Source organism: Marinobacter sp. ELB17 (genome assembly GCF_000169375.1).
Lineage (GTDB): Bacteria > Pseudomonadota > Gammaproteobacteria > Pseudomonadales > Oleiphilaceae > Marinobacter.
In genome coordinates this window covers 74,308-88,060 of the sequence record NZ_AAXY01000009.1, presented here as the reverse complement: position 1 = coordinate 88,060, position 13,753 = coordinate 74,308, and the positions used below count along the sequence as shown (strand labels likewise).

General features: G+C 54.6%; 11 protein-coding genes and 2 pseudogenes. 6 read left to right on the top strand and 7 right to left on the bottom strand.

What is annotated here, in order from left to right; genetic code table 11:
- Positions 1–64: 64 nt before the first annotated feature.
- Positions 65–443 (bottom strand): annotated as a pseudogene (locus MELB17_RS12485) (IS5/IS1182 family transposase); the annotation flags it as partial.
- 384 nt (positions 444–827) lie between these two features.
- On the opposite strand from MELB17_RS12485, the gene MELB17_RS12480 reads away from it, so the two are divergent.
- On the top strand, positions 828–1,058 hold the full coding sequence (locus MELB17_RS12480; protein ID WP_007350607.1) for a hypothetical protein: 231 nt from the start codon (positions 828–830) through the stop codon (positions 1,056–1,058).
- 90 nt (positions 1,059–1,148) lie between these two features.
- On the opposite strand, the gene MELB17_RS12475 is transcribed toward MELB17_RS12480, so the two are convergent.
- From MELB17_RS12475 to MELB17_RS12460, 4 genes and pseudogenes are all read right to left on the bottom strand, one after another.
- On the bottom strand, positions 1,149–1,730 hold the full coding sequence (locus tag MELB17_RS12475) for a YceI family protein (protein ID WP_007350606.1): 582 nt from the start codon (positions 1,728–1,730) through the stop codon (positions 1,149–1,151).
- Between the two features lie 40 nt (positions 1,731–1,770).
- Complete coding sequence (locus MELB17_RS12470; RefSeq protein ID WP_007350605.1) at positions 1,771–2,316, bottom strand: cytochrome b; 546 nt, start codon at positions 2,314–2,316, stop codon at positions 1,771–1,773.
- A 311-nt stretch (positions 2,317–2,627) separates the two neighbouring features.
- Positions 2,628–4,521 (bottom strand): annotated as a pseudogene (parE, locus tag MELB17_RS12465) (DNA topoisomerase IV subunit B).
- Positions 4,522–4,623: 102 nt separating this feature from the next.
- Positions 4,624–5,604 carry an NADPH:quinone oxidoreductase family protein gene (locus tag MELB17_RS12460; RefSeq protein ID WP_198136486.1) on the bottom strand — a complete coding sequence of 327 codons (981 nt, stop codon included), beginning with the start codon at positions 5,602–5,604 and terminating at the stop codon, positions 4,624–4,626.
- Between the two features lie 520 nt (positions 5,605–6,124).
- Here MELB17_RS12460 and MELB17_RS12450 point away from each other — a divergent pair.
- The 4 genes from MELB17_RS12450 to MELB17_RS12435 all read left to right on the top strand — a co-directional run bounded on the left by MELB17_RS12450 (position 6,125) and on the right by MELB17_RS12435 (position 10,106).
- Complete coding sequence (locus tag MELB17_RS12450; protein WP_007350600.1) at positions 6,125–7,423, top strand: NCS2 family permease; 1,299 nt, start codon at positions 6,125–6,127, stop codon at positions 7,421–7,423.
- Positions 7,424–7,452: 29 nt separating this feature from the next.
- Positions 7,453–7,995 carry an adenine phosphoribosyltransferase gene (locus tag MELB17_RS12445; protein ID WP_007350599.1) on the top strand — a complete coding sequence of 181 codons (543 nt, stop codon included), beginning with the start codon at positions 7,453–7,455 and terminating at the stop codon, positions 7,993–7,995.
- Positions 7,996–8,019: 24 nt separating this feature from the next.
- The gene (locus MELB17_RS12440; RefSeq protein WP_007350598.1) at positions 8,020–8,679 is read left to right on the top strand and encodes a fumarylacetoacetate hydrolase family protein; all 660 of its coding nucleotides are present in this window, start codon (positions 8,020–8,022) and stop codon (positions 8,677–8,679) included.
- 116 nt (positions 8,680–8,795) lie between these two features.
- Positions 8,796–10,106 (top strand): ABC1 kinase family protein, encoded by a 1,311-nt coding sequence (locus tag MELB17_RS12435; RefSeq protein ID WP_007350597.1) that lies wholly within the window; start codon positions 8,796–8,798, stop codon positions 10,104–10,106.
- Between the two features lie 58 nt (positions 10,107–10,164).
- Here the strand turns inward: MELB17_RS12435 and MELB17_RS12430 are convergent, their stop codons facing one another.
- Positions 10,165–10,848: an SIR2 family NAD-dependent protein deacylase gene (locus tag MELB17_RS12430; protein ID WP_007350596.1), complete on the bottom strand. Its 684-nt coding sequence runs from the start codon at positions 10,846–10,848 to the stop codon at positions 10,165–10,167.
- A 19-nt stretch (positions 10,849–10,867) separates the two neighbouring features.
- Positions 10,868–12,271: an FAD-binding oxidoreductase gene (locus tag MELB17_RS12425; RefSeq protein ID WP_007350595.1), complete on the bottom strand. Its 1,404-nt coding sequence runs from the start codon at positions 12,269–12,271 to the stop codon at positions 10,868–10,870.
- Between the two features lie 226 nt (positions 12,272–12,497).
- Here MELB17_RS12425 and serA point away from each other — a divergent pair, with 226 nt between their 5' ends.
- Entirely contained in the window at positions 12,498–13,727 is a 1,230-nt protein-coding gene (gene serA / locus MELB17_RS12420) for a phosphoglycerate dehydrogenase (protein ID WP_007350594.1), read from the top strand.
- The last annotated feature ends 26 nt before the right edge of the window (positions 13,728–13,753 follow it).

Sequence of the window (13,753 nt, the reverse complement as noted above, 5' to 3'; positions counted from 1 at the left end):
CGCAGACCCGCTATACACAGTTCAATGCTCGAATCCGCCAGGCTGGACACCCGGCGGCTGGAACGATGTGAGCCTTTATAGCAAAGTGCCATTCATTGCCTTTTTTAGTTTGGCGCATCTCCGGATCCCGTGCCTTGACCCGGCTCTTCGTAGATGGCGGTGCGGCAATAATGATGGCGTCTACGATCGTGCCTTCGCGCGAGCATGCCGCACTCGGCCCGGGCATACCACTGCTGAACAAAATACATCCGCAGAATACGCTTCAAGGAAATTGGCGGACGTCCTCGCTTGCCGCGGGACGCGGGATAGTAATAGGGCGAGAGCGCTTTTAGCAGCCGCGACCAAGGCACCACCTGTTCCATCTCCGCCAGAAACCGCTCACGCCAGGTCTTCTTTTTCTTGGCGGCGAACTTGGCTTGGTCGCGCAGATGTCTTATGTCGATGCACGAATAAATTCCGAGGATGGCTCCCGTTTTCTTTTGGCATTCGAGGAAAACACCAATCAGGCCAGAGAGCTCTGTCTCTATACTGGTGACCATAGCTTTGGCACTCGGGGGCAGCATAGCGCTGTTTATCGTTTTTATGCGAATGATTATCTTTTCAACTTCATCCGCAGCCAGATCGGAAGAGATTAATGCGACCAGCCACGCGCTGAATGGTTATGCCCGCGAACTGGAGAAGCAGACGGGCAAGTTCCGGGTATAGGCTCGGAGCCTGAACATACCAATTCCAATAGCGGAATTCCCGAATGGAGCGGTTTCCGTAATCATCGTATGCTCCGCGGCAGTAATAGAAGACCGTTTTTTCTTTCACCTAAGCGGACCACTATGAAGCCAAACCTGAAAGCCTGCGGGCAAGCCATGATGACTGCGTTGGTTAATGCAGTGCTAGCGTTAGTGCTGATGTTGTTGGTGGAGTTTGCCATCAGCGGCAGCTTCCGCGTTCCGGCGGCGTATCTGTGGGCCGGTCTGGTGATTTGGCTGGTTATTTTTGTCGGTCAGTTCTGGCGTATGCGCTACCTGTGCCAATGCAGTGAACCGCGCCACAAAGAAGCCTGAGCCCGCTGACCAAAAGCCTAAACAAAAATGGCGGAGCCACACAGCTCCGCCATTTTTTTGCGCCGATTTATTGCACTCGCTATTTGGAGATTACTGGCGGATACCTTCCACCGAGATCTCCAGAGTAACAACCTCTGACGCCGGGCCCAAATTGGTGGGAATACCAAAGTCAGCAAGCCGAAACTCAGTTTCTGCCTCAAAACCCATGCGGTAACCACCCCAGGGATCGGCGCCGTGGCCAATCATTTCTACATCCAGGACGACTTCACGGGTAACACCGCGCAACGTCAGATCGCCCACAATATCAGCTTCTCCTTCTTCGTCCAGACGAATGCCGGTACTTTTGAACGTCGCTTGCGGGTATTCACCGGTGTAGAGAAAATCTTCGTCGCGGAGGTGTTTGTCGCGCTCGGCGTGGTTGCTGTCAACACTGGTGGTATCGATGGACACCGACACCGAGCTGTTCTGCGGATTTTCGGCGTCGTACACAAACTGACCGTCGAAATCGTTAAAGCGCCCGTACAGCCAGCTGTAACCCAAGTGTGAAATACGGAAGTTGATAAACTGGTGAGCACCCTTTTTATCAAAAGCGTAGGTGCCGGAGTGGTCTGCGGCCTGAGCGCCACCGACCAGAGCCAGAGACACAGCCGATGCCAAAAATAATCGTTTCATAAGAGACTCCTCATCCGGTAAATGTCAGTACCGGAAATTTTCAACGCCCAAACATACGGCGCAAAGTATTGTCCCGGTCAATAAAATGGTGTTTAAGCGCACCAAGCGCATGAATACCCGCTAATACGACGACACTCCAGGTTACCCAATAATGCACCACACCGGCGGTGTCTTCCATGCCCTTGATACGACCCGTGATGGAGGGCACATCAAACCAGCTAAACACACTTACCGACGAGCCGTCGGCGGTAGAAATCAGGTAACCGCTGACCATGGCAACAAATAGCAGGACATACAGCAAACCATGGGCCAGGTGCGCCGCGACAAGCTCCCAACGCCGATGACCCGGCATCGGTTCCGGCCGCGGATTCATCAGGCGCCACACAACCCGCAGCAGCATGGCAATAAATAACAACACGCCTACACTGCGATGAATATCCGGCCCCTGTTTGTACCAGGCGTCGTAATAAGTAAGCCCTACCATCCAATAACCCAAGCCAAACATGCCCACCACGGTTAAGGCCACCAACCAGTGCAGAAACACCGCCACCAGGCCATAAGTCGCCTGACTGTTACGCAGTTTCATAGCGCTTCACGCTCCTTTTCCGACATAAGTCATTTGCCGTATAGGGCATTTACGGATTGTTCAAAAATAACCCAGCGCTATGATGGTCATACTGCACCCCAATAAACAGAAAAAGACGCTTTATTATGGAACCTGAATTCGACGAACACGTAGTTGTACCCAGCAATAACTAAAGGCAACGCCAACACTTCAACGGCTCACGCCGGGTAAGTTGTTAAGACTTCGCTGATTTCCCTGAACCCTTCATAAAAGAAGCTGGCCCGGAAGGTCAGCGAAGTCGTTTTGCTTTTGGTGGGCCTATTTTCCCGAGTTTATACCGGAACATCCGCCATATTACCGTAGGCTTCCAGCCAGGCACGCCGATCGGGCGCCCGCTTTTTACCCAATAACATGTCCATACAGCTGTCGGTGTCGTCACCGTCTGCAATGGTCAGCATTACCAGCCTGCGGGTATCCGGCGCCATGGTGGTTTCGCGCAGCTGCAGCGGGTTCATCTCGCCCAGGCCCTTAAACCGCGTGACCGACACTTTTCCACGGCTGTTCTCTGCTGCCAGGCGGTCGATAATGCCCTGCTTTTCCGATTCATCCAGAGCGTAAAAGGTCTGCTTGCCAAGATCTACCCGGTACAGCGGCGGCATGGCCACAAACACGTGGCCGGCGGCAACCACCGGCCGGAAGTGCTTCACAAACAGCGCGCAAAGCAGCGTGGCGATGTGCAGCCCGTCGGAGTCGGCATCGGCCAGAATACAAACCTTGTTGTAGCGCAAACCGGCCAGCTCGTCCGAACCCGGGTCTACCCCGATGGCCACTGCAATGTCGTGAATTTCCTGCGACGCCAGCACTTCGCTGGAATCCACTTCCCAGGTATTCAGAATTTTGCCCTTCAAGGGCATAACGGCCTGAAATTCGCGGTCCCGGGCCTGCTTCGCCGAGCCACCGGCGGAATCGCCCTCCACCAGAAACAATTCCGACCGAGCGGTGTCACTGCCCGAGCAATCCGCCAGCTTGCCCGGTAGCGCAGGGCCCGAGGTAATTCGTTTACGGGCTACTTTTTTACTCGCTTTCAGGCGGCGCTGGGCGTTGCTGATAAAAAGCTCAGCCAGTATTTCGGCGACGTCGGTGTGCTGATTCAACCACAAACTGAAGGCGTCTTTCACCACACCGGAAATAAACGCGGCAGCCTGGCGCGATGACAGGCGCTCTTTCGTCTGGCCGGAAAACTGCGGCTCCTGCATCTTGAATGACAACACATAAACCACCCGCTCCCAGATATCCTCCGGTGACAACTTGATACCACGGGGCAGCAGGCTGCGAAACTCACAAAAGTCACGCATGGCTTCTAGCAGGCCCGTGCGCAGACCGTTGACATGGGTGCCGCCCTGGGCGGTTGGAATAAGGTTAACGTAGCTTTCGGCAACGGCGTCACCGCCGTCAGGCAACCACTGGATGGCCCAGTCCACGATTTCTGTGTTGCCAGAAAAACTGCCAGTAAACGGCTCAAGAGGCACCACTTCGCTGCCCGCCAAGGAAATACGCAAATAGTCCCGCAGGCCATCTTGATAACACCACTCGTCTTTCTCGCCGGTTTTTTCCTGGCTAAAAGTCACCGTTAACCCAGGACACAAAACCGCCTTGGCGCGTAAATTGTGGCGCAGGCGGCTGACCGAGAAATTGGCCGAGTCGAAATATTTAGTGTCCGGTGTGAATTTGAGCCGGGTACCGGTATTGCGCTTGCCGCAGCTGTCGACGACCTCCAGCTCAGTCACTTTATCGCCGTTGGCGAACGTCATCCGGTGTACTTGACCGTTGCGCCGAATCAGCACTTCCAGATGCGTCGACAGCGCGTTGACCACCGACACGCCTACCCCGTGCAAGCCACCGGAAAAACTGTAGTTACCCTCGGAAAACTTACCGCCGGCGTGCAGCCGCGACAGAATCAGCTCTACCCCCGGCACGCCCTCTTCCTTGTGCATATCCACCGGCATGCCCCGGCCATCGTCTTCACACTCAGTGAGCCGTCGCTGTAAAGCACGACATCAATGCGCTTTGCGTGGCCGGCCAGAGCCTCGTCACGCTGTTATCGACCACTTCCTGGGCAAGATGATTGGGGCGGCTGGTGTCGGTGTACATCCCCGGCCTTTTTCGCACCGGGTCCAAACCGCTTAAAACTTCAATGGCATCGGCGTTGTAAGTTTGCTCGCTCATGGGCGGGATAAAGCTCCGAATGGGAAATAGTGGACCGCGGCCTAGCTTAGAGAATCAGCAGCAAAGTTCAACGGCTGTTTAACAACGCCAGGCTACAAGGACTCAGAACCCAACTTTAAGGACCACCTTACCAGTAGCACGGCGCTCAGTCAGGGCACCGAGGGCCTTGGCGTAATCCTCAAACTCGAAAACCTCGCTGATTTTCGGATCAATTTTACCCTCGGCGTAGAGCTTCATCAGCTCTATCATGTTCTGGGCACTCGCTTCCGGTTCTCGCTGGGTAAAGCTGCCCCAGAACACACCGACGACAGAGCAGCCTTTCAAGAGCATCAAGTTCGCTGGAATTTTCGGGATATCGCCCGCGGCAAAACCAATAATGAGATGGCGGCCGTTCCAGGCCATGGCTCGCAGTGCCTGCTCCGTGTAATCACCACCCACGGGGTCGTAAATTACATCGACGCCCTTGCTGTTGGTCAGGCGCTTTACGGCGTCTTTAAGGGGCTCTTCCGTGTAATTGATCAACTCATCCGCACCCGCGGCTTCGGCAACTGCAAGCTTCTGTGCCGAGCTTGCGGCAGCAATCACACGGGCACCCATGGCCTTGCCCAATTCAACCGTTGCCCGCCCTACACCACCACTGGCGCCCAGAACCAGAAGACTTTCCCCAGTCTGAATGTTCGCGCGCTGCTTCAGAGCGTAATAGGACGTGCCGTAAACCATCATAAATGCAGCGGCTTTTTCGTCGCTCATGCCGTCTGGCAAGAGCAACAAATTACGCTCAGGCACAATCACTTCTTCAGCAAAAGCGCCATAACCGGTCAAGCCCGCAACCCGATCGCCGACTTTAAAACGAGTGACTTTTTCTCCCACTGCAATCACTTCACCGGACATTTCGCCGCCAGGAGAAAACGGCAAGGGCGGCTTGAGCTGATATTTGCCTTCGATAATAAGCGTATCAGGAAAGTTCAGGCCCGCTGCTTTTACGCGCACTTTAACACCACGGCCTTTCGCTGTAGGGCTCGGCACATCTTCAATTACGAGCTTGTCAGCAGGGCCGTATTCTTTACAGAGAATGGCTTTCACAGAAACTCCCATACGATGTCGTTGCTTGATTCTGACAGGGCAAATTTTTACCCCCCTTTTGGTTGCCCTCAAGCTAAACACAGTCAATCCATGAAGCAAATAAATCTTTCTTATTCAACTAAATAAACACGATCTATAGCCTGTTCTATTACTCAATAGCTGTATAAATTAAGGCTCTATACGTTAAAGCGCAATTAATTAAAGACGATTTTTAAAGACTCATTTGTTAAAGACAATTTCTAAAGAATGGTACCGAAAAAAATCAACGCACCCAGAAGGCAGGCAGCCGCTGGGAGAAACTCAACGCACCGCCCGGGAGCATTCACCTGCGGCTTTTGTCTGGTTAACCACGCCTCACAGCGAATAATAGGTTCTTGGTTTTTACTGGAACTGCGGGCAAGATCAATCACCCCTTGGCCTGAGAGCCCCCAGGCGTTAACATTGCCGTTTTTTAAGCAGCCCGATTTTTCCAATCAGACCGACTCCCGAAATCCCAGCATCTGTGAGGCAGACCCCCGTCATGCTCGAACGATTGTTTAAACTCCAGGCCCACGGCACCAACGTCCGCAAAGAAGTCGTTGCCGGTATTACCACCTTTTTGACCATGGCCTATGTGATCGTGGTTAACCCCAGCATTCTGTCATCCACCGGTATGGATTTTGGTGCGGTGTTTGTAGCCACCTGCCTGGCGGCCGTTGTCGGCACGCTGATTATGGGCCTGTGGGCCAACTACCCGATTGCCCTGGCGCCGGGCATGGGCCTGAACGCGTTTTTCTCTTTCACCGTGGTTGGCAGCATGGGTTACACCTGGCAAGTGGCTCTTGGCGCCGTTTTTCTGTCGGGTTTGATATTCTTTACGCTGAGTATCTTCAAAGTGCGGGAATGGATCATCAACTCGATACCATTGTCTTTGCGCTTTGGCATTTCTGCCGGTATCGGTTTCTTTTTGGCGTTAATTGCCCTGAAAAACGCCGGCATTGTGGTCGACAACCCAGCCACCCTGGTGGGTATGGGCGACGTCAAAGCGGCCGAGAGCCTGCTGTTTTTTGGCGGTTTTATTTTAATTTGCGCGCTGTCGTTCCGCCGCGTTACTGGCGCGGTGATGATCGGCATTATTGCCGTAACCCTGGTGGCGTTGGCCACCGGAATGGTTGAATATAAAGGCCTGTTTTCAGCACCGCCCAGCATGGCCCCCACCTTTATGCAGCTAGACCTGGCCGGCGCGTTTAACGTCGGCATGATCAGCGTTATTTTTGCCTTTCTGTTTGTTGACCTGTTTGACACCTCTGGCACCTTGATCGGCGCCGCCCAACGTGGCGGCCTGCTGGACGAAAATGGCAAACTGCCACGCCTGGGCCGCGCGCTCATGTCAGACTCCGTAGCCACCATGTCGGGTGCTGTTCTGGGCACATCTACCACCACCAGCTACGTGGAATCCACTGCCGGTATAGCCGCGGGTGGTCGCACCGGCTTGACGGCGGTGGTTGTCGCCGGCCTGTTTGCCGCGTGCCTGGTGCTGGCACCCATTGCCAGCATTATCCCCGCCTACGCCACCGCTCCAGCGCTGTTGTACGTCGCCGTGCTAATGGCCAGTGGGCTGAAGTTGATCGACTGGGACGATGTGACCGATGCCGCACCGGCGGTCGTCACCGCGCTGATGATGCCGCTGACGTTCTCGATTGCTAACGGCATCGCCCTGGGCTTTGTCACCTACGCGGTACTGAAAGCCCTAAGCGGTCGTTGGTCTGATCTCAATCTGAGCGTGGTCGTTATCGCTCTGGTGTTTATTCTTAAATTCATTTTCCTGGATGTCGCGTAAGCGGCGCCCGGGCGTAAGGCAGGGGTTTCATGGATTACTTTTCCCAGAGCATCAAGCAGGCTATCCGCACGGTTCCGGACTGGCCGAAACCCGGTGTCACTTTCCGCGACATCACGACGGTGCTGCAGAACAAAACCGCGTTTCGCAAACTGATTGATGCCTTTGTACACCGCTACCACGACCAGCATATAGACGCGATTGCTGCGGTAGATGCCCGTGGCTTTATCATTGGCTCTGCTCTGGCGTATGAACTGAACGCCTCGTTGGTGTTGATTCGCAAGAAAGGCAAGCTGCCGTTTGATACCTTAGTGGAAGACTACGAACTGGAATACGGCACCGCCTCGGTGGAGCTGCACAAAGACGCCCTCAAACCCGGCGACAAAGTGGTGCTGGTCGATGATCTGATCGCCACCGGTGGCACGATGCTGGCCGCCTCCCGGCTGATTCGCAGGATTGGCGCCGAAATTGTAGAAGTCGCAGCGATGATTGATCTGCCCGACCTGGGCGGTTCTGACAAGCTGCGAGCCGAAGGCTTAACGGTTTATACTGTATGCTCATTCGAGGGAGAATAAGCCGCCCTCAAGGAGGATACTATCGTGAATTATCAGCACCATTGGCACGATGCAACCCCTATTCATTTGCCCCTGGGCAAAATTGTCTGCATCGGCCGTAACTATGCCGAACACGCCAAAGAACTGAACAACCCGGTCCCGACCGAGCCCCTGCTGTTCATAAAACCCGCCACCGCCGCGGTACACCTGACCAGACCTCTGGACTTCCCGCGGGATCAAGGCGCCGTGCACTTTGAAACCGAATTAGCAGTGCTGATTGGCAAACCCCTGACGAACGCCTCCGCCAGCGATGCAGAAGCGGCGATACTGGGTTATGGCCTGGCGCTGGATTTAACCCTCCGTGACCTGCAAAGCCGTCTTAAAAAGCAGGGGCACCCATGGGAGCGGGCTAAAGGTTTTGATCGCGCCTGCCCACTCACGCCGTTTGTCCCAGCCAGCGATCTGGACAAGCGCCGCCTACACTTCAGTCTGGATATAGACGGCGAGCGCCAGCAAAGCGGCGACACCGCCGACATGCTGTTTCCGGTGGTGGCCCTGATTGCCCACATCAGTACACAGTTCTCTCTGTTACCCGGGGATGTAATACTGACTGGCACGCCCAAAGGTGTCGGACCACTGCAATCCGGACAAATCCTGCAACTGACGCTGGAAGATCGCCTGTCGGTATCGACCAGAGTGGTTTAGAAAAAGATTTAGAAAGAGATTTAAAGAGTGATATAAAACGAGCTTTAGACAACACCCTCAGCGTGGTCTAACGTAGCGACGCTGAATCGTTTTTTGGTTAGGAGCGTATATCTGGCATGGCAAAAAAACCGGTTACCACCCGCAGTGGTCGTTTTTTCAAACTCGCAGGTATGACTGCCTCCGTGGCCGGACAATTTGCTGGCCAAAAGGCGCGCAGTTTCTTCAGTAGTGAAAATGATGAAGGGGCCCGCAGCGAAAGCTATAGCCGCATGGCGGCGCGTATTACCGACACTTTGGGGGAAATGAAAGGCGCCGCCATGAAGGTGGGCCAAATAGCCTCGCAAACCCAAGATTTTCTACCTCGTGAATTTTCTGACGCCCTGCAAAAGCTTCAAAAAGAAGCGCCGCCCATGCCCTTCGAGGTGATTCGCCAGCAAATTGAAACCGCCTTGGGCAAACCAGTACACGAGCTTTACGAGTACCTGCAGGAAGCACCTTACGCGGCAGCTTCTATCGGCCAGGTACATCGGGCGCGGATGCACGATGGCACCGATGTTATCGTGAAGGTGCAATACCCGGGTGTTGATGAATCCTGTGACTCCGACCTCAAGCAGCTCCGCCTGGCTCTAAAGCTGGGCGGCCTGCTGAAAATGCCCAAGGAATCGGTAGATCAGCTGTTCGGTGAAATCCGCGAGCGCCTGCACGAAGAGCTGGATTACGACAACGAAGCCCGCAATCTTGATGTGTTCCGCGAGTTTCATCGCAACGATCGCTGGGTGGTTATTCCAGCGGTGGTGCGCAGCCATTCAACCCGCCACGTGATGACTCTGGAGCTGGAGGAAGGTGACCACGTAGGTGATATCACCCCAGAGCGTTACGACCAGGACACCATCAATCTGATCGGCCACCGCATTTTTACCGCGATGGCTGATCAATTGTTTCGTTTTCAGTGCATTCACGGTGACCCACACGCCGGTAACTTTGCTTACCGGCCAGATGGCACCATTGTGATGTACGATTTTGGCTGTGTGAAAAAGCTGAAGCCGGAGATTGTGCGGGCTTACCGCAATGCGGTGACGGCTGCTTTAGATCAGGATTATAAGGCGCTGGACCAGTATTTGATCGATTTGGGTGCGCGGGTCGAAAGCCAACCGGCGATTGATGAGGCCTATTACGCCATGTGGCGGGATATTTTGGTTGTGCCGTTTGAGTCTGAGCAACCCTACGATTTTGGTGAGGCGCGACTGCATAAGGATGTGGCAGCCAAGACGAGTACGGTGTTTAAGTATCTGGATTCTTTCAAACCGCCGGTGGAGAGTATTTTTATTGACCGGATGATTGCGGGGCATTACTGGATGTTGAAGCGGCTGGGAGTTCAGGCGGCTTTTGGTAATGAGTTGCGGGCGTATTTGGCGGAGTTTCGTTAATTTCTAGCTCTGAGTAATCGGCACAGGTCTTTCTGGTTCTTGCCCGTTGGTTCTTCTATTATCGCTTAAAACTGTTTACCCATTCTGCTACGCCTTCCACTGCGCTTTTTTGAATAAACCGGGCGCGGGAGAATCTTCCTGTCGGGGTGACCGGGTCGATGAAGGTGATGGGCACGTCGCGCTCTACTTCGTGGACCAGGCCGGCGGCCGGGTAGACTTGTAGGGAGGTGCCGACTATGAGCAGGTCGTCGGCGCTGCGGACTATGTCGATAGCGACTTCCAGCATCGGGACGTCTTCGCCGAACCAGACGATGTGGGGGCGCAGTTGGCTGCAGTCTTGGCTGCGTTCACCCAAGCTGATATCGCGGTAGCCGATGGTGTGAATGGCTCGGGGGTTTTTGCTGCTGCGGGCCTTGGTGAGTTCGCCGTGCAGGTGTAACACTTGGGTAGAGCCGCCGCGTTCGTGTAAGTCATTTACGTTCTGGGTGACTATGGTCACCCGATAACTGCGCTCCAGCTCCGCCAGCAAGCGGTGAGCGCGGTTGGGTTGGGTGTTCGCCAGTTGGCGACGGCGTTCGTTGTAGAAGCGAAGCACCAACGCCGGGTCGCGCTGAAAGGCTTCGGGGGTGGCTACATCGGATACGTTATGTTTTTCCCACAGCCCATCGTTGTCACGGAAGGTGGCCAAGCCACTTTCGGCGCTGATGCCAGCGCCGCTGAGTACTACGATGTGTCGCTTCATGTCCGCGCTAGCCACCTTATCAGTCGAAGATTTTACCCGGGTTGATAATGCCGTTGGGGTCAAAAACCTGCTTAATGCCTCTCAGATACGCAATTTCAGTTTCGCTTCGGGTGTACTGCAGGTAGGCTTTTTTGGTCATGCCCACGCCGTGCTCGGCGGACACGCTGCCCTGGTATCTTTCGACGATTTCAAACACCCACTTGTTTACCTTCTGGCACTTTTCGAAGAAATCTTCTTTCGCCATGTCCTCAGGTTTGAGGATGTTCAGGTGCAGGTTGCCGTCGCCGATGTGACCAAACCAGATAATTTCGAAATCCGGATAGTGGTCGCTGACCACTTGATTGATTTCTTCCAGAAAGCCCGGCACCCGGGACACCACCACAGAAATGTCGTTTTTATAGGGGATGCGCGGAGCGATGGATTCAGAGATGCGCTCGCGCAGCAGCCACAAGTTCTGAGCCTGGGTTTCGCTTTGGCTGATCACGCCGTCGAGCACCCAGCCGTTTTCCATGCACTGCTCGAACAGTTCCATGGCTTGTTCCATCACCTGTTCAGACACCGCTTCAAATTCGAGCAGCGCGTAGTAAGGCGCTTCGGTGTCAAAAGGCGCTTTTACCTGGCCGTGGGCCAGCACGTGATTCATCGCCTGGTGAGAGAAAAACTCGTAAGCCGTTAAGTCCAGCTTACTGCGGAAGGTGTTCAGCACGTCCATGGTGCTGCCCAGGTCGTTCAGGCCCAGTACCAACACGGTAAGGTTGTCGGGCTGGCGTGACAGCTTCATTGTGGCTTCGGTAATAAAACCCAGGGTCCCTTCGGCACCGATAAACAAGTGGCGAAGGTCGTAGCCGGTGTTGTTCTTTTCCAGGTCTTTGTTCAGATCCAGAACATCGCCTTTACCGGTGACGACTTTTAGGCCGGCAACCCAGTCGCGGCTCATGCCATAGCGGATAACTTTGATGCCACCGGCGTTGGTGGACAGGTTGCCGCCCAGCTGGCTGGAGCCGGCGGACGCAAAGTCCACCGGGTAATAAAGGCCGTTTTCTTCGGCAAAATTCTGCAGCTGTTCAGTGATAACACCGGCCTGGCAACGCACGGTGCGGTCACTGGCGTTGAAGTCCAGAATTTGGTTCATATTGTCAAACGCCACCACCACTTCACCGTTGGCGGCTACGGCGCCGGCGCTCAAGCCAGTTCGACCGCCAGACGGCACCAAAGCAACGTTGTTTTGGTTGGCGAACTGAACCAGCGTCTGCACGTGTTCGGTGGTTTTCGGCAGCACAATAGCGACTGGGTTTGGGGTGTATATCCGAGTCCAGTCGGTGCCGTAAGTGGCAAGATCAGACGGATCTGTCAGCACTTTGCCTGGGGCGTCGCCCTTGGCCATCAGTTGCTTCAGGGCGGCTATGATCTGTTCATGTGTCATCAGGCTGGGCTCTCGCTCAAGTGTGTCTCGAAATAGGACGGCACGGTCAAAAAAAGACCGGCTGGCAGCGCCAGGTCCGTATAAAAATGGGGATGTTCGGCACGCTGCCAACGCCAAAGATTATGTTATCATACCGCTCCTGTTCTGTGCGTCAGCCCATGCGATGTAAATCTGAAATGACTGGCCACGGGTGGTTAAACGCGACAAAAAGTTGGAAAGTAAGCCCATGTCCAATACGTCTCTGCAAAAAAGAAAAATTCGAATTCTGTTGCTGGAAGGCGTGCACCAGTCTGCACTCGATTCTCTGCACGCCGCCGGTTACACCAACATTGAGTCCCTGTCGCACTCGTTGGCTGAAGACGAGCTGATCAAGAAAATTGCCGACGCGCATTTTGTCGGCCTTCGGTCGCGCACACAGCTGACAGAGGCCGTATTCGAAGCGGCCAAGAAATTGGTGGCGGTGGGTTGCTTCTGTATTGGCACCAACCAAGTAGACCTGCAGGCTGCCACGCGCCGCGGTGTGGCGGTGTTTAATGCGCCCTTCTCCAACACTCGCTCAGTAGCCGAGCTGGTGTTGGCGCAAGCCATTTTGTTGCTGCGCGGCGTGCCGGAAAAGAACGCCAAGGCCCACCGTGGCGAGTGGATTAAGTCGGCCAAAAACAGCTATGAAATCCGCGGCAAGAAGCTGGGCATTATTGGCTATGGCAACATTGGTACCCAGTTCAGTGTGCTGGCCGAAGGCTTGGGCATGGAAGTGTACTTTTACGATGTGGTATCCAAACTCTCCATCGGTAACGCCACGCAAGTGGGTTCCATGCAGGAACTGCTAAACCTGTGTGATGTGGTGAGCCTGCACGTACCGGAGACCGCAGCCACCAAATACATGTTCAAAGCCGAGCAGCTCGCGCAAATGAAGCCGGGTTCTATTCTGATGAACGCCTCGCGCGGCACCGTGGTCGATATTGAGGCCCTGGCTGACTCCTTGCGCAGCGGAAAGTTGCTGGGCGCTGCCGTTGACGTTTTCCCGGTTGAACCAAAATCCAACAGCGAAGAGTTTGTCTCACCGCTGCGCGAATTCGATAACGTCATCCTGACCCCACACGTGGGTGGCTCCACCATCGAAGCCCAGGAAAATATCGGCCGTGAAGTCGCTGAAAAACTGTCCATGTACAGCGACAACGGTACATCTGTATCGTCAGTGAACTTCCCCGAAGTGGCCCTGCCCTCGCACCCGAACCAGCATCGGCTGCTGCACATTCACGAAAACGTGCCGGGCGTGATGTCAGAGATCAACCAAGTCTTTTCCGCTAACGGTATCAACGTCTGCGGTCAGTACCTGCAAACCAAGGACGACATTGGCTACGTGGTAATCGACGTCGACAAGGCCTACGGTGAGCTGGCGCTGGAAAAATTGCTGGAAGTGAAAGGCACCATTCGCTGCCGCGTGCTGTTTTAAGCCCGCAAGGCTGCTTAGAAAAAACC

Excerpts from the sequence above, each read along its gene's own strand:
- MELB17_RS12480 (WP_007350607.1), top strand. The coding sequence starts at position 828 with ATGAAGCCAAACCTGAAAGCCTGCGGGCAAGCCATGATGACTGCGTTG.
- MELB17_RS12475 (WP_007350606.1), bottom strand. The coding sequence starts at position 1,730 with ATGAAACGATTATTTTTGGCATCGGCTGTGTCTCTGGCTCTGGTCGGT.
- MELB17_RS12470 (WP_007350605.1), bottom strand. The coding sequence starts at position 2,316 with ATGAAACTGCGTAACAGTCAGGCGACTTATGGCCTGGTGGCGGTGTTT.
- MELB17_RS12450 (WP_007350600.1), top strand. The coding sequence starts at position 6,125 with ATGCTCGAACGATTGTTTAAACTCCAGGCCCACGGCACCAACGTCCGC.
- MELB17_RS12445 (WP_007350599.1), top strand. The coding sequence starts at position 7,453 with ATGGATTACTTTTCCCAGAGCATCAAGCAGGCTATCCGCACGGTTCCG.
- MELB17_RS12435 (WP_007350597.1), top strand. The coding sequence starts at position 8,796 with ATGGCAAAAAAACCGGTTACCACCCGCAGTGGTCGTTTTTTCAAACTC.
- MELB17_RS12430 (WP_007350596.1), bottom strand. The coding sequence starts at position 10,848 with ATGAAGCGACACATCGTAGTACTCAGCGGCGCTGGCATCAGCGCCGAA.
- MELB17_RS12425 (WP_007350595.1), bottom strand. The coding sequence starts at position 12,271 with ATGACACATGAACAGATCATAGCCGCCCTGAAGCAACTGATGGCCAAG.
- serA (WP_007350594.1), top strand. The coding sequence starts at position 12,498 with ATGTCCAATACGTCTCTGCAAAAAAGAAAAATTCGAATTCTGTTGCTG.